General features: G+C 56.4%; 17 protein-coding genes, 2 pseudogenes and 1 riboswitch. Of the genes and pseudogenes, 12 read left to right on the top strand and 7 right to left on the bottom strand.

Annotated features, from left to right (window positions below):
• Nucleotides 1-27 precede the first annotated feature (27 nt).
• Nucleotides 28-651, top strand: coding sequence for a hypothetical protein (locus tag ACP3TC_RS23095; RefSeq protein WP_426818355.1), 624 nt, complete (start codon nt 28-30; stop codon nt 649-651).
• A 14-nt stretch (nt 652-665) separates the two neighbouring features.
• Complete coding sequence (locus tag ACP3TC_RS23090; protein WP_426818354.1) at nt 666-1,400, top strand: RES family NAD+ phosphorylase; 735 nt, start codon at nt 666-668, stop codon at nt 1,398-1,400.
• Nucleotides 1,401-1,448: 48 nt separating this feature from the next.
• On the opposite strand, the pseudogene umuC reads toward ACP3TC_RS23090, so the two are convergent.
• Nucleotides 1,449-2,492 (bottom strand): annotated as a pseudogene (umuC, locus tag ACP3TC_RS23085) (translesion error-prone DNA polymerase V subunit UmuC); the annotation flags it as partial.
• A gap of 240 nt (nt 2,493-2,732) precedes the next feature.
• Between umuC and ACP3TC_RS23080 the strand changes: the two are divergent.
• The 8 genes from ACP3TC_RS23080 to crcB all read left to right on the top strand — a co-directional run bounded on the left by ACP3TC_RS23080 (nt 2,733) and on the right by crcB (nt 9,605).
• Nucleotides 2,733-3,734 (top strand): YncE family protein, encoded by a 1,002-nt coding sequence (locus ACP3TC_RS23080; RefSeq protein WP_426818395.1) that lies wholly within the window; start codon nt 2,733-2,735, stop codon nt 3,732-3,734.
• Nucleotides 3,735-3,884: 150 nt separating this feature from the next.
• Nucleotides 3,885-5,045 (top strand): TDT family transporter, encoded by a 1,161-nt coding sequence (locus ACP3TC_RS23075; RefSeq protein ID WP_426818353.1) that lies wholly within the window; start codon nt 3,885-3,887, stop codon nt 5,043-5,045.
• Nucleotides 5,042-5,641, top strand: coding sequence for a uracil-DNA glycosylase family protein (locus ACP3TC_RS23070; RefSeq protein ID WP_143991604.1), 600 nt, complete (start codon nt 5,042-5,044; stop codon nt 5,639-5,641). Before ACP3TC_RS23075 ends, ACP3TC_RS23070 begins: the two co-directional genes overlap by 4 nt.
• A gap of 49 nt (nt 5,642-5,690) precedes the next feature.
• Nucleotides 5,691-5,760: riboswitch (Fluoride riboswitch) on the top strand.
• 78 nt (nt 5,761-5,838) lie between these two features.
• Entirely contained in the window at nt 5,839-6,747 is a 909-nt protein-coding gene (locus ACP3TC_RS23065) for a DHHA2 domain-containing protein (protein ID WP_426818352.1), read from the top strand.
• Nucleotides 6,744-7,169, top strand: coding sequence for a universal stress protein (locus ACP3TC_RS23060; RefSeq protein WP_426818351.1), 426 nt, complete (start codon nt 6,744-6,746; stop codon nt 7,167-7,169). The genes ACP3TC_RS23065 and ACP3TC_RS23060 overlap by 4 nt, the downstream gene beginning before the upstream one ends.
• Before the next feature lie 15 nt (nt 7,170-7,184).
• On the top strand, nt 7,185-8,474 hold the full coding sequence (gene eno, locus ACP3TC_RS23055; protein WP_426818350.1) for a phosphopyruvate hydratase: 1,290 nt from the start codon (nt 7,185-7,187) through the stop codon (nt 8,472-8,474).
• A 43-nt stretch (nt 8,475-8,517) separates the two neighbouring features.
• A complete protein-coding gene (locus tag ACP3TC_RS23050) occupies nt 8,518-9,219 on the top strand; it encodes a 2,3-bisphosphoglycerate-dependent phosphoglycerate mutase (RefSeq protein WP_426818349.1) in 702 nt (233 codons plus the stop codon).
• Between the two features lie 11 nt (nt 9,220-9,230).
• Complete coding sequence (crcB, locus tag ACP3TC_RS23045) at nt 9,231-9,605, top strand: fluoride efflux transporter CrcB (protein ID WP_010260804.1); 375 nt, start codon at nt 9,231-9,233, stop codon at nt 9,603-9,605.
• A 133-nt stretch (nt 9,606-9,738) separates the two neighbouring features.
• Here the strand turns inward: crcB and ACP3TC_RS23040 are convergent, their stop codons facing one another.
• Together ACP3TC_RS23040 and ACP3TC_RS23035 are read right to left on the bottom strand one after the other, a co-directional pair.
• Nucleotides 9,739-10,140, bottom strand: a complete 402-nt coding sequence (locus tag ACP3TC_RS23040) for a VOC family protein (protein WP_426818348.1) — start codon at nt 10,138-10,140, stop codon at nt 9,739-9,741.
• Nucleotides 10,141-10,265: 125 nt separating this feature from the next.
• Nucleotides 10,266-10,463, bottom strand: a pseudogene (locus ACP3TC_RS23035) (site-specific recombinase); the annotation flags it as partial.
• 385 nt (nt 10,464-10,848) lie between these two features.
• Between ACP3TC_RS23035 and ACP3TC_RS23030 the strand changes: the two are divergent.
• Together ACP3TC_RS23030 and arsH are read left to right on the top strand one after the other, a co-directional pair.
• Entirely contained in the window at nt 10,849-11,184 is a 336-nt protein-coding gene (locus tag ACP3TC_RS23030; RefSeq protein ID WP_426818347.1) for an ArsR/SmtB family transcription factor, read from the top strand.
• A complete protein-coding gene (gene arsH / locus ACP3TC_RS23025) occupies nt 11,181-11,903 on the top strand; it encodes an arsenical resistance protein ArsH (RefSeq protein ID WP_426818346.1) in 723 nt (240 codons plus the stop codon). The genes ACP3TC_RS23030 and arsH overlap by 4 nt, the downstream gene beginning before the upstream one ends.
• A 60-nt stretch (nt 11,904-11,963) precedes the next feature.
• Here the strand turns inward: arsH and arsC are convergent, their stop codons facing one another.
• The 4 genes from arsC to ACP3TC_RS23005 all read right to left on the bottom strand — a co-directional run bounded on the left by arsC (nt 11,964) and on the right by ACP3TC_RS23005 (nt 15,409).
• Nucleotides 11,964-12,392: a glutaredoxin-dependent arsenate reductase gene (gene arsC, locus ACP3TC_RS23020; RefSeq protein ID WP_426818345.1), complete on the bottom strand. Its 429-nt coding sequence runs from the start codon at nt 12,390-12,392 to the stop codon at nt 11,964-11,966.
• Between the two features lie 49 nt (nt 12,393-12,441).
• Nucleotides 12,442-13,725: an arsenic transporter gene (locus ACP3TC_RS23015; protein ID WP_426818344.1), complete on the bottom strand. Its 1,284-nt coding sequence runs from the start codon at nt 13,723-13,725 to the stop codon at nt 12,442-12,444.
• 96 nt (nt 13,726-13,821) lie between these two features.
• Nucleotides 13,822-14,175, bottom strand: a complete 354-nt coding sequence (locus ACP3TC_RS23010; protein ID WP_426818394.1) for a metalloregulator ArsR/SmtB family transcription factor — start codon at nt 14,173-14,175, stop codon at nt 13,822-13,824.
• A 253-nt stretch (nt 14,176-14,428) separates the two neighbouring features.
• A complete protein-coding gene (locus ACP3TC_RS23005; RefSeq protein WP_426818343.1) occupies nt 14,429-15,409 on the bottom strand; it encodes an arsenic resistance protein in 981 nt (326 codons plus the stop codon).
• Nucleotides 15,410-15,451 lie beyond the last annotated feature (42 nt).

Below are 15,451 nucleotides of genomic sequence, written 5' to 3'. Positions count from 1 at the left end.
ATCTGGCTAACCTAAGGAATAAACAGAGTGCCGGGTTCAAAGAGAATTTGCAGGCAGTGTCTGAACGATGACCGTTATCTGATCAACATCATCGCAAGCGATCCTGATGCCTCAGAATCATGCGATTATTGTGACTCCGAAGAGATGACGATGTCGATGGAAACACTGGCTGAAAAGGTCGACTGGTTGATTGAAAATTATTATCGGGGCGGAGAATATAACCATTATCTGGAAAAGTATGAAGGTGAACCTCTCTTCTCTGTTCTGGAGCAAGAGGTCACAGTCAATGATAATATCATCAATGATTTATCGGAACTGCTCGACGAGTTATGGTTTGACTGGAGCTCACATGAAAGAACATATGGTGATGAGCCGCATTTTGTTGAAGCTGTAACCATCTCAGGAAACCTGTCCAGGAAATGGAATTCAATGGAAAGGAAACTTCGGGAGAGTAATCGATTCTTTAATATGGATGCGATGGCAACTTTTGAAGAGGTTTTTGGCTATCTTCATGAAAATCATCCCTCAGCATTTATTGATTTTGAGCAAAATACATCAATTTTCCGTGGCCGAATTTTTCAATCAGAAGAGGCACTTGAAGCTGCATTAAGAATGCCCGAGTCGAGTTTTGGTCCTCCTCCCCCGAACTGACTCCATCTGGTAGAATGAATGCAAGAGGTATCTCAGTCTTCTATGGCGCTACGTCCAGAAAAAATGCCATATCCGAAGTGCGACCACCTGTAGGGAGTTATGTAGCAGTTGCAGAGTTCGCTTTGCTGCGGACAGTCCGATTACTCGACCTGTCCAGTCTCAGAGGGCTGGCTGTTAACGGGTTTAGCCGTTTTGACCCTGAGTATCTTCTTCGATATGAACGCAGTAGTTTTATTAAGAATCTCTCCAGAAAGCTTGTTATGCCGGTTGTTCCTGAACTTGAAGAAGCAAATTACCTGCTGACACAAGCTATCGCAGATTATCTTTCAACTTCTGAACGCTACGATCTCGATGGGATACTATTCAGTTCTGCACAAAAGCCAAAGGAAAACATCGACCCATCTGTCAGGAATATTATCCTGTTTCATAAATCATCTGGGGTACTGAATGCAGACCGAAGGTGCCGGGAAGCTAGCGTAGATATGTATCAGCAAGATGATGACATCTCATACTTTGCCCCAGAGATAACGACAACTCCCGAAGATTTCCGTCGTGAATATAAGGTGCTCTCAAGTAAGAAAAATAGGGAAGATATACTTGAGTTAAGACTCGATGGCATAGAAATTCATAAAATAGAAGGTGTTGATTACTCCACATCAGAAAAAACAGTCACGCACTATTTAACGGAAGGCCGCACAAAAGAAGTGATTTCGCATGCGAAATCTGGCTATTCGGATGACGAATTCTGACGGATAGATATAACCCAGATTTCGCATGCGAAATCTTTCGGTGGCAGATCATCTTATCATTGCCACCGGGAGATCATTCCAGCGCGTTGTGTACGCAGGGGAAAGCATTTCTCGTTTCATTTGCCACTCAGGAGCAATGCCTCGTCCCGCAAACCACACTTTACCCAGTCCTGAATGGTTAATACCGTCCACGACTTTCATCAGCTGATTGCTGTTGCTTCGGGGCTGAGTATCATCGAACAGATTCAGCTGTGAAACCCCGTCAGAAGTGAAATCATTGAGCATGCAACCTGCTTTTGCATATCGATGCCCATTCACCCAGATCCGATCCAGTGCTTTCACCGCTGCGGCTATGATGTCCCTGGTATCCTGCGTGGGAGTCATCAGCTTCTCACTGGCCACATTCCCGTAATACGGTTCGTTCACCGCGAACGGTGACGTCTTCACAAATACATCAATATGCCTGCAGAACTGTCGCTCGCCGCGCAGCTTTTCAGCTGCACGCTCAGCATACTGACAAACTGCCTAGCGCATGGCTTCATACGTCGTGACACGCTCCCCAAAGGACCGGCTGCAGACAATTTGCTGTTTGGGTGGCGGTGCTTCTTCAAGCGAAATACAGCTTTCACCGTTCAGTTCCCGGACGGTTCTCTCCAGTACAACACTGAAATTTTTCCTGATAAATACAGGGTTCGCGCGCGCCAGCTGTAGTGCCGTAGTGATGCCCATCGTATTAAGCGTTTTTGAGATCCTGCGACCTACTCCCCAGATTTCTTCCACCGGCTGCAGTGAGAGCAGTTTCTCCGTTCGCTTCGGATTATGTGACGTCAGGGCAAGCACTCCACCGAACTGTGGCCACTCTTTCGATGCCCATTGCGCGCTTTTAGCCAGCGTTTTGGTCGGCCCCATCCCGACGCCGACTGTCAGCCCGGTACCGGAGCGCACGTGCTCGCGCAGCTGCCGGCCGAAGTCCTCAAAATTAATGCAGCGGTCTATACCGCGAATGTCCAGAAACATCTCGTCGATGCTGTACTGCTCCACGCGCGGCGCCAGTTCCTCGAGATGAGACATAACCCGGTTCGACATAGACGCATTTATGTGGAATGCAATTTAAACAAAAAAATCAGTTACCATTCCTCTGAAGTTTATTTTCTGAACAGGAATTATTCAGCCTTGAACCACTTCGGTATGCTTACTGGCAGGGAGGAAAGTTGACGGGTGGTAAGACATAGCCGGAAAATCGATTTCCCCGCCGGGATTTAATCTGCCACGCTTATTCTGAAGCCCTCAATCGGGCAATGCGCTTTTATCTTTCACTTTATGCAGGAAGAAATAATGATAAAAAATTACAGAATTCCGGGACTGACCGCGGTGGCATTTCTCCTCATAAGTACCATCGCAGGTGCTGCAGAAGCGCGCTGGACGTTTGACGGCGATATCCACAACAATTCCCTTGCTGTCAGTCCCGATGAAAAAACGGCGGTGGCGTCCTACAGTGAGCGCTCAGACGTGGTGGTCTATGATCTGGCTGCCGGGAAAGTCAGAAAGGTGATGAAGGGCTACGTCACCCCCCGTAATGCACTTTTCTCTCCGGACGGTAAGGCCATATTTCTTTCTGACAGCAGTCTCGGCGTAGTCAAAAAAATCAGTACCGGGACGCTTGACGTGGCGGCCACGCTGCCGCTGGGGCCCGGGGCATTCGGCACGGCCATAAGTCGTGACGGTCAGCGACTGTATGTGAATAACGAGGCCGCCAGCACGCTCTCGGTGTATGACCTTACACATGACCGGCCCATTGCAGTTGTGACGGGTTTTGCCCAGCCCCGTCAGGGCATTAAAATCAGCCCGGACGGCAAAACCGTCTACGTCACCAACTTTAAGGGCGATAAAATTACCCTGGTTGATGCCGTGACGGGCGACATTCGCGGCGAGATAACCGGCTTCAGCAAGCTGCGCGCCATTTCTGTCAGCGCAGACGGCCGCACACTGTACGCGGCTAACAGCGGCAGCAACACAATCGCCGTGGTTGACACGCAAAAGCACGTCATTACGGCAACCATTCCCGTGGGTCAGGACCCTTACGGTGCCGCGCTGACGCCGGATAACCGCTATGTTTACAGCGGCAACCTTGGCGACAACAGCCTCTCCGTTATTGATACCGCCGCCGGTAAGGTGGTGTCCACCGTCACCGGACTGGATGCGCCCCGTCAGGCGATTGTCTTCAACAAGGACGGTACCCGCGCGTGGGTGCTGAATAAAGACCTCAGCATTGCGGTGGTTGACCTGAAAAAGAACCGTGTCATTGACACGATTAAAAGCCCGCCGCAGACCTGACGCGAAACCTCCCTCACTCCAGCGCAGTGACGATCCTTCGCAAAGTGGGGTGGTTAATCACTTTTATAGATTTATTTTAGCTGAATAACCTGTTTTAAAGATTTGCTCTGACATGCCTATAATCTTTCTGTCTACCCAAGAGATTCCGGCATGAACGATAAAATATTCACCCTGCATAACGGTGCGCGTCCGCTGAGTGCGCTGAGCAGCCCGAAAGAGGGCATACGACAGTTCACGCCTAACTGGTTCGCCGCGACCATGGGGACCGGCATCCTGTCGCTGTCTCTGGCGCAGTTCCCCTGGCAGGTTCCGGGATTGCGCCTTGTCGCCGAGGGGCTCTGGATGTTTAACATCCTCCTGTTCAGCGTCTTTGCCGTGATGTATCTGGCCCGCTGGGTGATGTACTTCGGAGAGGCAAAGCGCATCTTCGGCCATTCAACCGTGTCCATGTTCTTCGGCACCATCCCGATGGGCATGGCGACCATCATCAATGGCCTGCTGGCGTTCGGTCTTCCGCGCTGGGGCGCAGACGTTATTCAGGTGGCACACGCCCTGTGGTGGCTGGACGTGGCGATGTCGCTGCTGTGCGGCGTGTGCATTCCCTACATGATGTTTACCCGGCAGCAGCACAGTATTGACCAGATGACTGCCGTCTGGTTACTGCCGGTCGTGGCAGCCGAGGTCGCGGCGGTCAGCGGCGGCCTGCTGGCGCCGCACATTGCTGCCCCACACGCGCAGCTCGGCATCATTATTACCAGCTACGTGCTGTGGGCGTACTCCGTGCCGGTGGCGCTGAGCATCCTCGTCATTCTGCTGCTGCGTATGGCGCTGCACAAGCTACCGCACGAAAGCATGGCGGCCTCAAGCTGGCTGGCGCTGGGGCCGATTGGCACCGGCTCGCTCGGCATGCTGGTCATCGGCGGAGATGCGCCCGGGGTGTTTGCCGCGGCGGGCATGCCGGAAATCGGTCACATCGCGCAGGGCGTGGGGTTCGTTGCCGGCATTCTCTTCTGGGGCTGCGGCCTGTGGTGGATGCTGCTGGCCACGCTGATAACCGTGCGTTACTTCCGTGAAGGCATCCCATTCAACCTTGGATGGTGGGGCTTTACCTTCCCGCTGGGCGTGTACACCGTGGCCACGCTCAAGCTGTCTACCCTGATTGACCTCGCATTCTTTAAAGGCTTCGGTGCGCTTCTTGTCGTCATACTGGCGGCCATGTGGCTGCTTGTCGCGGTGAAAACAGTGCGTGAGGCATGGAGCGGTAAACTGTTTGTTTCTCCCTGTCTGGCAGGCCTGGATCGGAAGCCGTGAGTGAAACCAGCACATCGATGCAGGACTCGTTTTTACGCGAGGAACGCCTCGCGGCAGTCACCGCGCCGCACGTGGCCGCGCTGAATCGCTGGGTCAGCGGGCAGCGTCAGGCCGGTGCAGAACTGCCGTGGTTTGATCCGGCTGACGGCGGGGTTAGGGCCGGACTGCTCGTTCTGCTGCAGTCGCCGGCGCGCAGCAGCCCGTCACCGCGGTTTGTGTCGCGTGATAACCCGGGGCCGGCCCAGCAGAACCTTGGGCGGTTTCTGGCGGAAGCCGGTATTTCGCGTCAGGACAGCGTGCTGTGGAATACGGTGCCCTGGGTCAGTCACGGGCTGCAGAAACGGCCGTCAGCGGCGGACATCCGCAGAGGCTGCGCCTTGCTTGAGGACGTGCTGGCGTATCTGCCCGCGCTGCGCGTGGTGGTGCTGGCCGGTGCCGTAGCGGCTCAGGCCCGCGGGACGGTCAATCATCTGTACCCCGGCGTCCCCGTGTTGACGATGCCGCACCCCAGTCCGCTTTCGCTCTGCACGAGTCCGGCGGTGACGGAAAACATTCGCCGGGTACTCTGCGAGGCACGGGCTGCGCTGGCAGGCTGAGGGCGCCAGCAGAATAATACTGACAGGTTTTGCAACCGGCTCTATACTCATATGACAAGGTGATGGCGTTCCACCTTTCCCAACCGCTCCGTTCCGGAGCTGATGACGCCTGATGCGACTCTTGATTTTCACGAGGTGCGTCAGGCCGTCCTTACTTTCTTCCTGGCCTGCGTACTTCCCTCTTCGGGGAGAGACCTGTGATACACGTTTTTGGCCACATTAATCCTGACAGCGACGCCATCTGCACGGCCTTCGTCACCGCGCACTGGCTGACCGGGCGCGGCATGGACGCCCGCGCATGGCGTCTCGGCGAAGCTAACCGCGAAACCCATTTTATCTTTGACGCCGCCGGACTCACGCTGCCGCCACGGCTTGATATTCCGCTACAGGATGAACGGGTCTGGCTGGTCGATTTCACCGAACCGGCGCAGGGACCTGACGACCTGCTCCGGAGCAACATCGTGGGGATCACTGACCACCACCGGCTGGGCGGACTGATAACGCAACTGCCGCCCGAGGTGCACATACGCCCGCTTGGCAGCAGCGCCACGCTGCTGTGGCTGCTTATGAACGCTGAAGCGCGACGCACGCTACCCCCGGCGCTTGCCATTCTTCTGCTGGGTGCACTCCTGAGCGACACCGTAAATCTTCGCTCGCCCACCACGACCGAAGACGATATCCGTTCGGCTACCGAGCTGGGCGTACTGTCCGGCGTAAACCGCAGAGCCTTCGCCCGTGACCTCCTTACGGCAAAAACTGACGTCAGCGGCCTCAGCGCACAGCTGCTGCTGGACAGGGACCTCAAGGCCTTCGTCATTGCCGGCACTGACGTGCGCATCGCCCAGATTGAGGTCAGCTCCCCGTCACAGGTTGCCACCGTGATGGACGACCTGCTCGCTGCCCTGGCGTATCTGGCAGACCAGTCGGGTGCTGGTTTGGCGGTGCTGATGCTGACCGACATCCGGGCCGGGTTTTCAACGCTTTATTTCGCCGGGCGGGAGAGCGTTAACGCGGCCTCCTGCTCCGTACCGGGTATGCTCAGCCGCAAAAAACAGCTTCTGCCGTGGCTTGAGTCCCGCCTCAACCAGAACGGGAGTTCATTATGACCGGCTACACCCATGCATTGATACTTGTGAACGATAAAGACGACGGCACCCTCCTGCTGAAGCGGGCGGTCGCGCTGGCGCAGCCGCTCGGCATGAAAACCACCCTGGCCCACATCGGCGACGACTACCGGGAAATGAACTACGTGTCCGACAGCCTGATGGACGACGTCGTGTCGGAAGAGGTGCTGAAATCCAAAGCGTTTATGAGCGAGCTGGCGGCCTCCGTGCCTGAGACGGTAGACATGCGGGAGCTGGTGACCATGCGCCGCTTTGAGGACGTGGAGAAGTGCATCGCTGAGCTGGGCGTGGACCTCGTGCTTGCCGGGCACCGAAACCGCTTTATGGGAATGCTGACGTCCCGCTCGGCGGAATACATTAACCACCTCACGGTGGATGTGCTTATCACTCACCTGAATGACTGAACCGGGAGAAACTCTATGCGCTTTACACTGGATAACGTGACCGCCCGTGAAATTCTTGACTCTCGCGGCAACCCCACCGTTGAAGTCGAAGCCCGGACCGTGGACGGAATGATGGCGCGGGCCTCGGTGCCTTCCGGGGCCAGCACCGGCTCGCGCGAGGCCGCTGAGCGCCGCGACGGCGACGTACACCGTTTTGGCGGTAAAGGCGTACTGGATGCTGTCAGGACGGTTAATACGGAAATCTGCGAAGCCTTGCGCGGCAGGGACGTGCGCGAGCAGCGTCAGCTGGATAACATCATGCTGGCGCTGGACGGTACGCAGAGCAAGAGTCGGCTGGGTGCCAATGCCATTCTGGGCGTGTCGCTGGCGGTTGCCCGGCTGGCGGCACAGGCCTCGCAAGAGCCGCTCTGGCGCTACCTGGGGGGCCTGCAGGCGAACCTGCTGCCCGTACCGTGCATGAACATTATCAACGGCGGCGTGCACGCCCGCGGTCAGGGCGCGGACTTTCAGGAGTTCATGATAGCGCCACACGGGGCACCCACGCTGCGCGAGGCCGTGCGTCAGGGCAGCGAGGTCTACCAGGCGCTGCGCCAGATCCTGCTGGACAAGAACCTGTCCGCGGCAGTCGGCGACGAAGGCGGTTTTGCGCCCGCCGTATCGTCGAACCGCGACCCGCTGGCGTTTATCGTGCAGGCCATTGAGAAGGCGGGGTACAGGCCCGGAGAAGACATCAGCATCTGCATGGACCCCGCCTCAAGTGAGTTTTTCGCAGACGGAAAATATCATCTGCGCACGGAGGGCAGTGCGCTGAGCGCGGCGGAAATGACGGCGTACTACGGCGAGCTGATGGACCAGTTTCCCGTCATTCTGCTGGAAGACGGCCTGGCAGAAGATGACTGGGCGGGCTGGAAGCATCTGCACCAGAAGCTTGCGGGCAGGGCCGAGCTGGTTGGTGACGACCTGTTTGTCACCAATGTGAAGTACATCCAGCGCGGCATTGACGAAAACCTCGCCAGCGCCGCATTGATTAAACTCAATCAGATAGGCTCGCTTAGCGAAACGCTGGACGCCGTGGCGCTCTGCCAGCGGCACGGGTGGGGCGCGTTCATGTCCCACCGCAGTGGGGAAACGACGGACACATTTCTTGCCGACCTCACGGTAGCCCTGCGCGCGGGACACCTGAAAACCGGTGCGCCGTGCCGCGGCGAACGCGTGGAAAAGTACAACCAGCTGATGCGCATCGAGCAGGCGCTGGGTGAGGACGCGCACTATGCGGGGCTTCATGCGTTTGTGCGCCGCACGTAACAGATCCACCGGACGGCCAGCGGCCGGCACAGGAGCACAGTCTTTGGCACCTTCAACGCTGATTCTCCTGCGCCATGGCGAAAGCCAGTGGAACCGGGAAAACCGTTTTACCGGATGGACAGACGTGCCGCTGACGGACCGGGGGCGGCAGGAGGCTGACCGGGCCGGTGACGTGCTGCGGGACGCGGGCCTGCTGCCCGATCGGGTCTTCACCTCGGTGATGACGCGCTGTGTTCACACGGTCTGGCGGGTGCTGGACCGTCTTGACCGCAGCTGGACGCCCGTGGACAAACACTGGCGGCTGAACGAGCGGCACTACGGTGCGCTGCAGGGGCTGAACAAGGAAGCGGCTGCCCGGATGATGGGTGCAGAGACCGTCCGGCTCTGGCGCAAAAGCTTCAGCGGCATTCCCCCCGCGGACGCAGGGGCTCCGGCGCAGCTGCGTCGGGACCCGCGCTACAGCCGCGTTGCGCTGGCCGACCTGCCTGCGACGGAAAGCCTGGAAATGACGCTGCGTCGCGTCATGCCCTACTGGCAGCACGCCGTGATGCCGCAGATACTCTGCGGAGGTACCGTTCTGGTCGTGGCGCACGGCAACACGCTGCGCGCCCTGACCGCCTTCCTGGACGGCATGCCACACGACAGCCTGGCACAGTTGCATATCCCGACCGGCGTGCCAGCCGTATACCAGATGGATGCGGCCGCACAGGTCGTGTCCCGTTATGTTCTGAATATAAAAAAATAAAAGGAGTGAACGTGAATCAGCTTTTTGCTGTCATCACCGGCGGTGCTTTAGGGTGTGTTATCCGCTGGCAGCTGGGCGCGCGCCTGAATGCGCTTTTTCCGGACCTGCCGCCGGGGACGCTGCTGGTCAACCTGCTGGGAGGGTTTATCATCGGAGCGGCGCTGGCGTATTTTCTGCGCCATCCCGGCCTCGATCCGGCCTGGCGGCTGCTCATTACCACCGGGCTGTGTGGCGGAATGACGACCTTCTCCACGTTCTCGGCTGAGGTTTTTGCCCTGCTGCAGTCCGGCAGCTATGCCTGGGCAGCCGCCTCGGTGCTGATACACGTGCTGGGTTCGCTGGCCATGACGGCGGCCGGATTTTATATCATGACGCTGTGTGGTTAGCCCGAGGGAGACCTCAGTGCAGTGACCGCTGCACTGAGGTATATTGTTCAGAAGCGCTCTCTGCAGGCCAGACCTGACAGGGTTTACGCTTGTAATGCTTCCCGTACACCTGAGGCGCTGCCGTGAAAGAATTTCAGGCCTGCCTGTTCTGGTAAAGGTCCCAGCGATTGCCGTAGATGTCCTCAAATACGACAACCATTCCGTATTCTTCCTCCCGTGGCTCCTGAAAGAAGTGGACGCCTTTTGCCTTCATAGCATTGTAGTCGCGCCAGAAGTCGTCGGTCTGCAGGAACAGAAAAACCCGTCCGCCGCACTGATTGCCGATAAAGCCTTCCTGCCGGTCGTTCGACGCGCGGGCAAGAAGAATAGCACAGTCGCTGTCAGGCGCCGGCGTCACCACGACCCAGCGCTTACCCGGCTGCGGCGTGTCCTCAATGAGGGTAAAGCCCAGCTTATCGGTGTAGTACTCAATTGCACGATCGTAGTCATCGACCCCGACCGCCACGTATCCCATACATCGCTTTTGTTTTCTCATCTGCTGTTCCATCAGTTACGGCATCACGCCCGTTATAATCAGCTTTATATCAAATACGGCGTTCAGTTATCTGTACTGATTCTGCACTGATAGCCTCAGACCTGACATTGTAAGCATCTGAGCAGTCAGGATTGTGGGCCCAATCTTGTAAGAGCCTGCTCAACCTTTTCAGCATCCTGCTCCAGTATGACTCTCTCATCGGGAGTGAGCGGGACCTCTTCGAGGTAACGCCGGATGGATGCTTTACTCTCCAGTATCAGCCCGCGCGCGCTATCCTTCAGCAGGTTAAAATCGCAGCCGATGCAGGCCATCCGGTGCGGGCAACAGCGTCAGGCCCTGAGCGTAACTGACCGCTTTCATAACGCGGCGTCCCGGACGTGCTGCTGTGTACGGATTAGGAAAAAAAATGTAAAGCGCATAAAAATCCTCCTTTAAATTATACTGGTTATATGAACAGTATTATTGAGCCTGGAATTTCTGGCAAGAGGAAGCGAAACGGTTATGACTAAAGCTGTTGTCAGAGCGCTGGAATTTTACTGAAATGCTGAGCTATGGCCTTTTTATATGCTCTGCCACTGCAGCCGGATCAACAGGGTATAAAAGGCTTTCTTTTTGAGCGCAGCACTTTTATGGCGGGAAGAGGCTTGACCATTCAGTCCGCTTTAAATTATATTTCCATTATTCTGGAAATATAGATTTGGTGATGGCGTGGACATACAAAATGCGGCGGCTGCTCTCAGGGAACTGGGACACGTGACGCGACTGGGAATTTACCGTGAACTGGTGAAAGCCGGGCCTGAAGGACTGCCCGTGGGTGACATTCAGAAAAGACTGGCTATTCCGGCCTCCACGCTCAGCCATCATCTTTCTGCGCTGATGTCCGCTGGCCTCATAAGCCAGGAACGGCAGAGCCGCACCCTGTTCTGCAGGCCCTGCTATGCGCAGCTTGAGCAGCTGATGGCTTTTCTGACTGAAGAGTGTTGCGCCGGTGGCAGCGGCCGCAGCCTGCCCACCACGATTACTCATAAAGAGACTCTATTGTGAATAACTTCAATGATGCCCTGAACAATATCGATCCGGCGCTCCTGGATGCGCCCCTTACGGAAGAACAATTAAAGGCCGAAGAGGTGACGCACCCGCCCCGTATTCTGATGCTCTACGGCTCGCTGCGGGAGCGCTCTTACAGCCGTCTCACTACTGAGGAGGGCGCCCGGTTGCTGACGGCCATGGGAGCAGAAGTGAAGATATTCAATCCGTCCGGCCTGCCGCTGCCGGATGATGCACCTGAGACGCACCCGAAGGTTACAGAGCTGCGCGAACTGGTGCTCTGGTCAGAAGGGATGGTCTGGTGCTCTCCTGAGCGTCATGGTGCCATGACCGGCATCATGAAGACGCAGATTGACTGGATACCGCTGACGTCCGGTGCGGTCCGGCCATCACAGGGAAAAACCCTTGCGGTGATGCAGGTCAGCGGCGGCTCACAGTCCTTCAACGCCGTAAATCAGATGCGCATTCTCGGGCGCTGGATGCGCATGATCACTATCCCAAACCAGTCATCCGTGGCGAAAGCCTGGGCCGAGTTTGATGAGGACGACCGCATGAAGCCTTCTCCGTATTACGACCGCATCGTGGACGTCATGGAGGAACTGATGAAGTTCACCCTGCTGACGCGCGGGCGAAGCGATTATCTGACCGACCGCTACAGCGAAAGGAAAGAGAGTGCTGCGCAGCTCTCAGAGCGGGTCAACCAGCGCAGCATATAAAAAAGCCGGCATCTGCCGGCTTTTTTTACACTCGTTATATATATGCCACCTGGTGAAAAATCAGTGGCTGACGCGGTTACCGTGCTCATCAATGACGGCTTCGCCGTCCTCTTTGGTAAACGCGCCCTGCTGCGGGTCCGGCAGTATGTCCAGAACTGCTTCGGAGGGGCGGCAGAGCTTCGTACCGAGCGGCGTCACCACCACCGGACGATTAATGAGGATCGGATGAGCCAGCATGGCATCGAGCAGCTCGTCATCGCTGAAGCGATCTTCTGCCAGGCCGAGCTGCTCGTACGGTTCGGTATTTTTGCGCAGCAGGGTACGCACGCTGATGCCCATGTCCGCAATCAGCTTTTTCAGCTCATCGCGCGACGGCGGTGTTTCCAGATACAGAATAACCGTGGGTTCGGTGCCGCTGTTGCGGATAAGCGCCAGGGTATTGCGGGACGTCCCGCAGGCCGGATTGTGGTAAATGGTAATGTCAGTCATAAGCGGTACTCCATAAAGGCGCTGCACAGGCGCAGCGCCGGGGTTAGGGTTAAACAGACAGGCGCAGGGCCAGTGCGGCCAGCGTCACAAACAGTACCGGCAGGGTCATCACGATGCCCACGCGGAAGTAGTAGCCCCAGCTGACGGTAATGTTTTTCTGCGCCAGGACGTGCAGCCACAGCAGGGTGGCGAGGCTGCCGATAGGAGTGATTTTCGGGCCAAGGTCGCAGCCGATGATGTTGGCGTAAATCATCGCCTCCTTCACCACGCCCTCAGCAGTGCTGCCGTCAATCGAAAGCGCGCCAACGAGCACGGTAGGCATGTTGTTCATCACCGAGGAAAGCGCCGCTGTCAGAAAGCCGGTGCCGAGCGTTGCGCCCCAGACGCCGTGCTCTGCAAACCGGTTCAGGGCGGCAGAAAGGTAATCAGTCAGGCCAGCGTTACGAAGACCGTACACCACCAGATACATGCCCAGCGAGAAGATAACAATCTGCCAGGGCGCACCTTTCAGTACCTTGCCGGCATCAATCACGTGTCCTTTGCGGGCAACCAGCCAGAGAATACACGCCGCCACCGCTGCCACCAGGCTTACCGGCACGCCGAGTGGTTCGAGAGCAAAGAAGCCGACCAGTAGAAGGATGAGAACAATCCAGCCGGTTCTGAAGGTGCGCGCATCGCGAATGGCCTCACGCGGCGCCTTCAGTTTCGTCAGGTCGTAGGTGACCGGGATGTCCCTGCGGAAAAACAGGTGCAGCATCACCAGCGTGGCTGCAACTGAGGCGAGATTAACAGGCACCATCACCGAGGCATATTCGCTGAAGCCCAGCTTAAAGAAGTCCGCCGTGACGATGTTCACCAGGTTCGACACGATGAGCGGCAGGCTGGAAGTATCAGCGATGAAGCCTGCCGCCATCACAAACGCCAGCGTGGCCCCGGGGCTGAAGCCCAGCGCCAGCAACATAGCGATAACGATTGGCGTCAGAATAAGCGCTGCCCCGTCATTGGCAAACAGCGCCGCCACCGACGCGCCCAGCAGCACAATATAGGTAAATAGCAGCCTGCCTTTACCACCTCCCCAGCGGGAGACGTGCAGCGCGGCCCACTCAAAAAAGCCGGACTCATCGAGCAGCAGGCTGATAATGATGACCGCAATAAACGTGGCCGTGGCGTTCCAGACAATCTGCCAGACCACCGGAATATCCCCGATGTGTACCACGCCGGTCAGGAGCGCCAGCGCGGCGCCGATAACGGCACTCCAGCCAATGCTGAGCCCTTTCGGCTGCCAGATCACCAGTATCAGGGTCAGGATAAAAATCGCACCCGCCAGAAACATACTCTCTCCTTCTTAATTATACCTGCCCGTTAAAGCGGGCTGCTAAGTGCACCCTGTAAATATATGCGTTTAATCGAATGTGTTTCGATAAAATTTTTACATGCAGACAGCTTTGCCGTTAGTGGTTGCGTTATCACGCTCAGCCTGCTGACTGAGATGAAGAATTTCATCCCGCTGGCACAGATATGCCTGCTCAATGACCGCTGCTGCCCATGCAGGCATGTGTGGCGATAACCGGTAATAGATCCACTTGCCGTCGCGCCTGTCGATAAGCAGCCCACTCTCTCTGAGCAGGGCCAGGTGCCGCGATATTTTTGGCTGTGTTTCTTTCAGGATAGATACAAGCTCGCAGACGCAGAGCTCCCCTTTTTCGCGCAACAAAAGCACCAGGCTGAGCCGGGTTTCGTCAGAAAGATTCTTAAAAAGTTGCAGGGGCAGAAGTGACGACATAATTTCTCCTTCGTGGCGGACAGCAACAAGTTTCGTCTTCTGCAGACGAAAGGTCAATTTTATATTTATAAATTCATATGTGTTAAGGGGCGATGGCAGGCTTTTCTGTACAGCTGGATGAGGGCATAGCAGTTAACAGAAGAGTTCAGACATGCCTGATGCAGGTGCTGAACCGCCATGAAGAAGGCAGCCTACCGGACGTGAACCTCTAACATAATAATGCCGCCATAGCGGGCGGCATTATTACCTGCGGTCAGACGTTATTTCGCCCCAGCTTGGGGATGAGGCGCACGTAAACCAGCTCGCTGATCAGCTCAACCATGGTCTGAGCCACGATTACAGCCGGCAGGACGGGCACCGCGCCTGGAACTGCCAGCGCCAGCGGTAAAATGACCAGAGAGTTTCGGGTAGCAGCACTGAAGGCAATGGCTCTTCCTGCAGCAGGCTCCAGACGAAAAACCTTAGCCATGCCCCATCCGCACAAAGGTGCTAACGCAGCAAAAGCCACATAGACAGGCACGGCCTGAACAGCAACAGACCAGGCTTCACCCAGCTGCGGCAGCATGGCGGCCACAACGATGAAAAGAACTGACGCAGTTGCCGGTACGGGCAGCAGACCAAGACATTCGGAAGCCTTTTGCGCAAAATGACTTTTGCGGGCCATAAACTGGGTCAGAGCAGCAAGGATCAGAGGAGCAGCGATAAGCCAGATGAATGCGTGAATAAAGGGTGCGGGCTGCACCAGCTCAGAGGCATTTTCACCAAGAAATAAATGCAGGTATACCGGAAGCAACAGAATCTGCACGATAAGTAAGACAGGTGTGGAGGCCAGCAAAAGACGGGCATCAGCACGACCAAGTTGCGAAAATGTGACCACGTAATCTATGCAGGGAGTAAGCAGGACCAGAAGCACGCCGAGGATAAGCATCGGGTTTTGCGGAAGAAAGTTGACCAGTACTGCCACCAGAAGCGGCACTAAAAGGAAATTAGTCAGCAGGAGAGGCAGAATAAAACGCACCCTCGTGAATGCACCGCCAAGTTCGGCCACGGGCACCTGCAGAAAGGTGACATAGAGCATCAGAGCCAGGGCGGGGTTGATGACACTTTCCAGGCGGGCTGTTCCCGGCAAAAGCATTGCTGAAAAACATCCGGCAGCCACTGCAACGAAGTAAATGGCAATCTGACTATGCTCCAGCCAGTCACTGATCTGTCCTGCTTTATTTACTGTTTGCACAGGCTAAATCCTTTTGTGTTGGTTAATGTGAATGTAAAAGCG

Origin of the sequence: Winslowiella sp. 2C04 (assembly GCF_050037805.1) — a bacterium.
Classification (GTDB): domain Bacteria; phylum Pseudomonadota; class Gammaproteobacteria; order Enterobacterales; family Enterobacteriaceae; genus Erwinia; species Erwinia toletana_A.
This window is presented reverse-complemented; position numbering and strand designations above follow the sequence as displayed.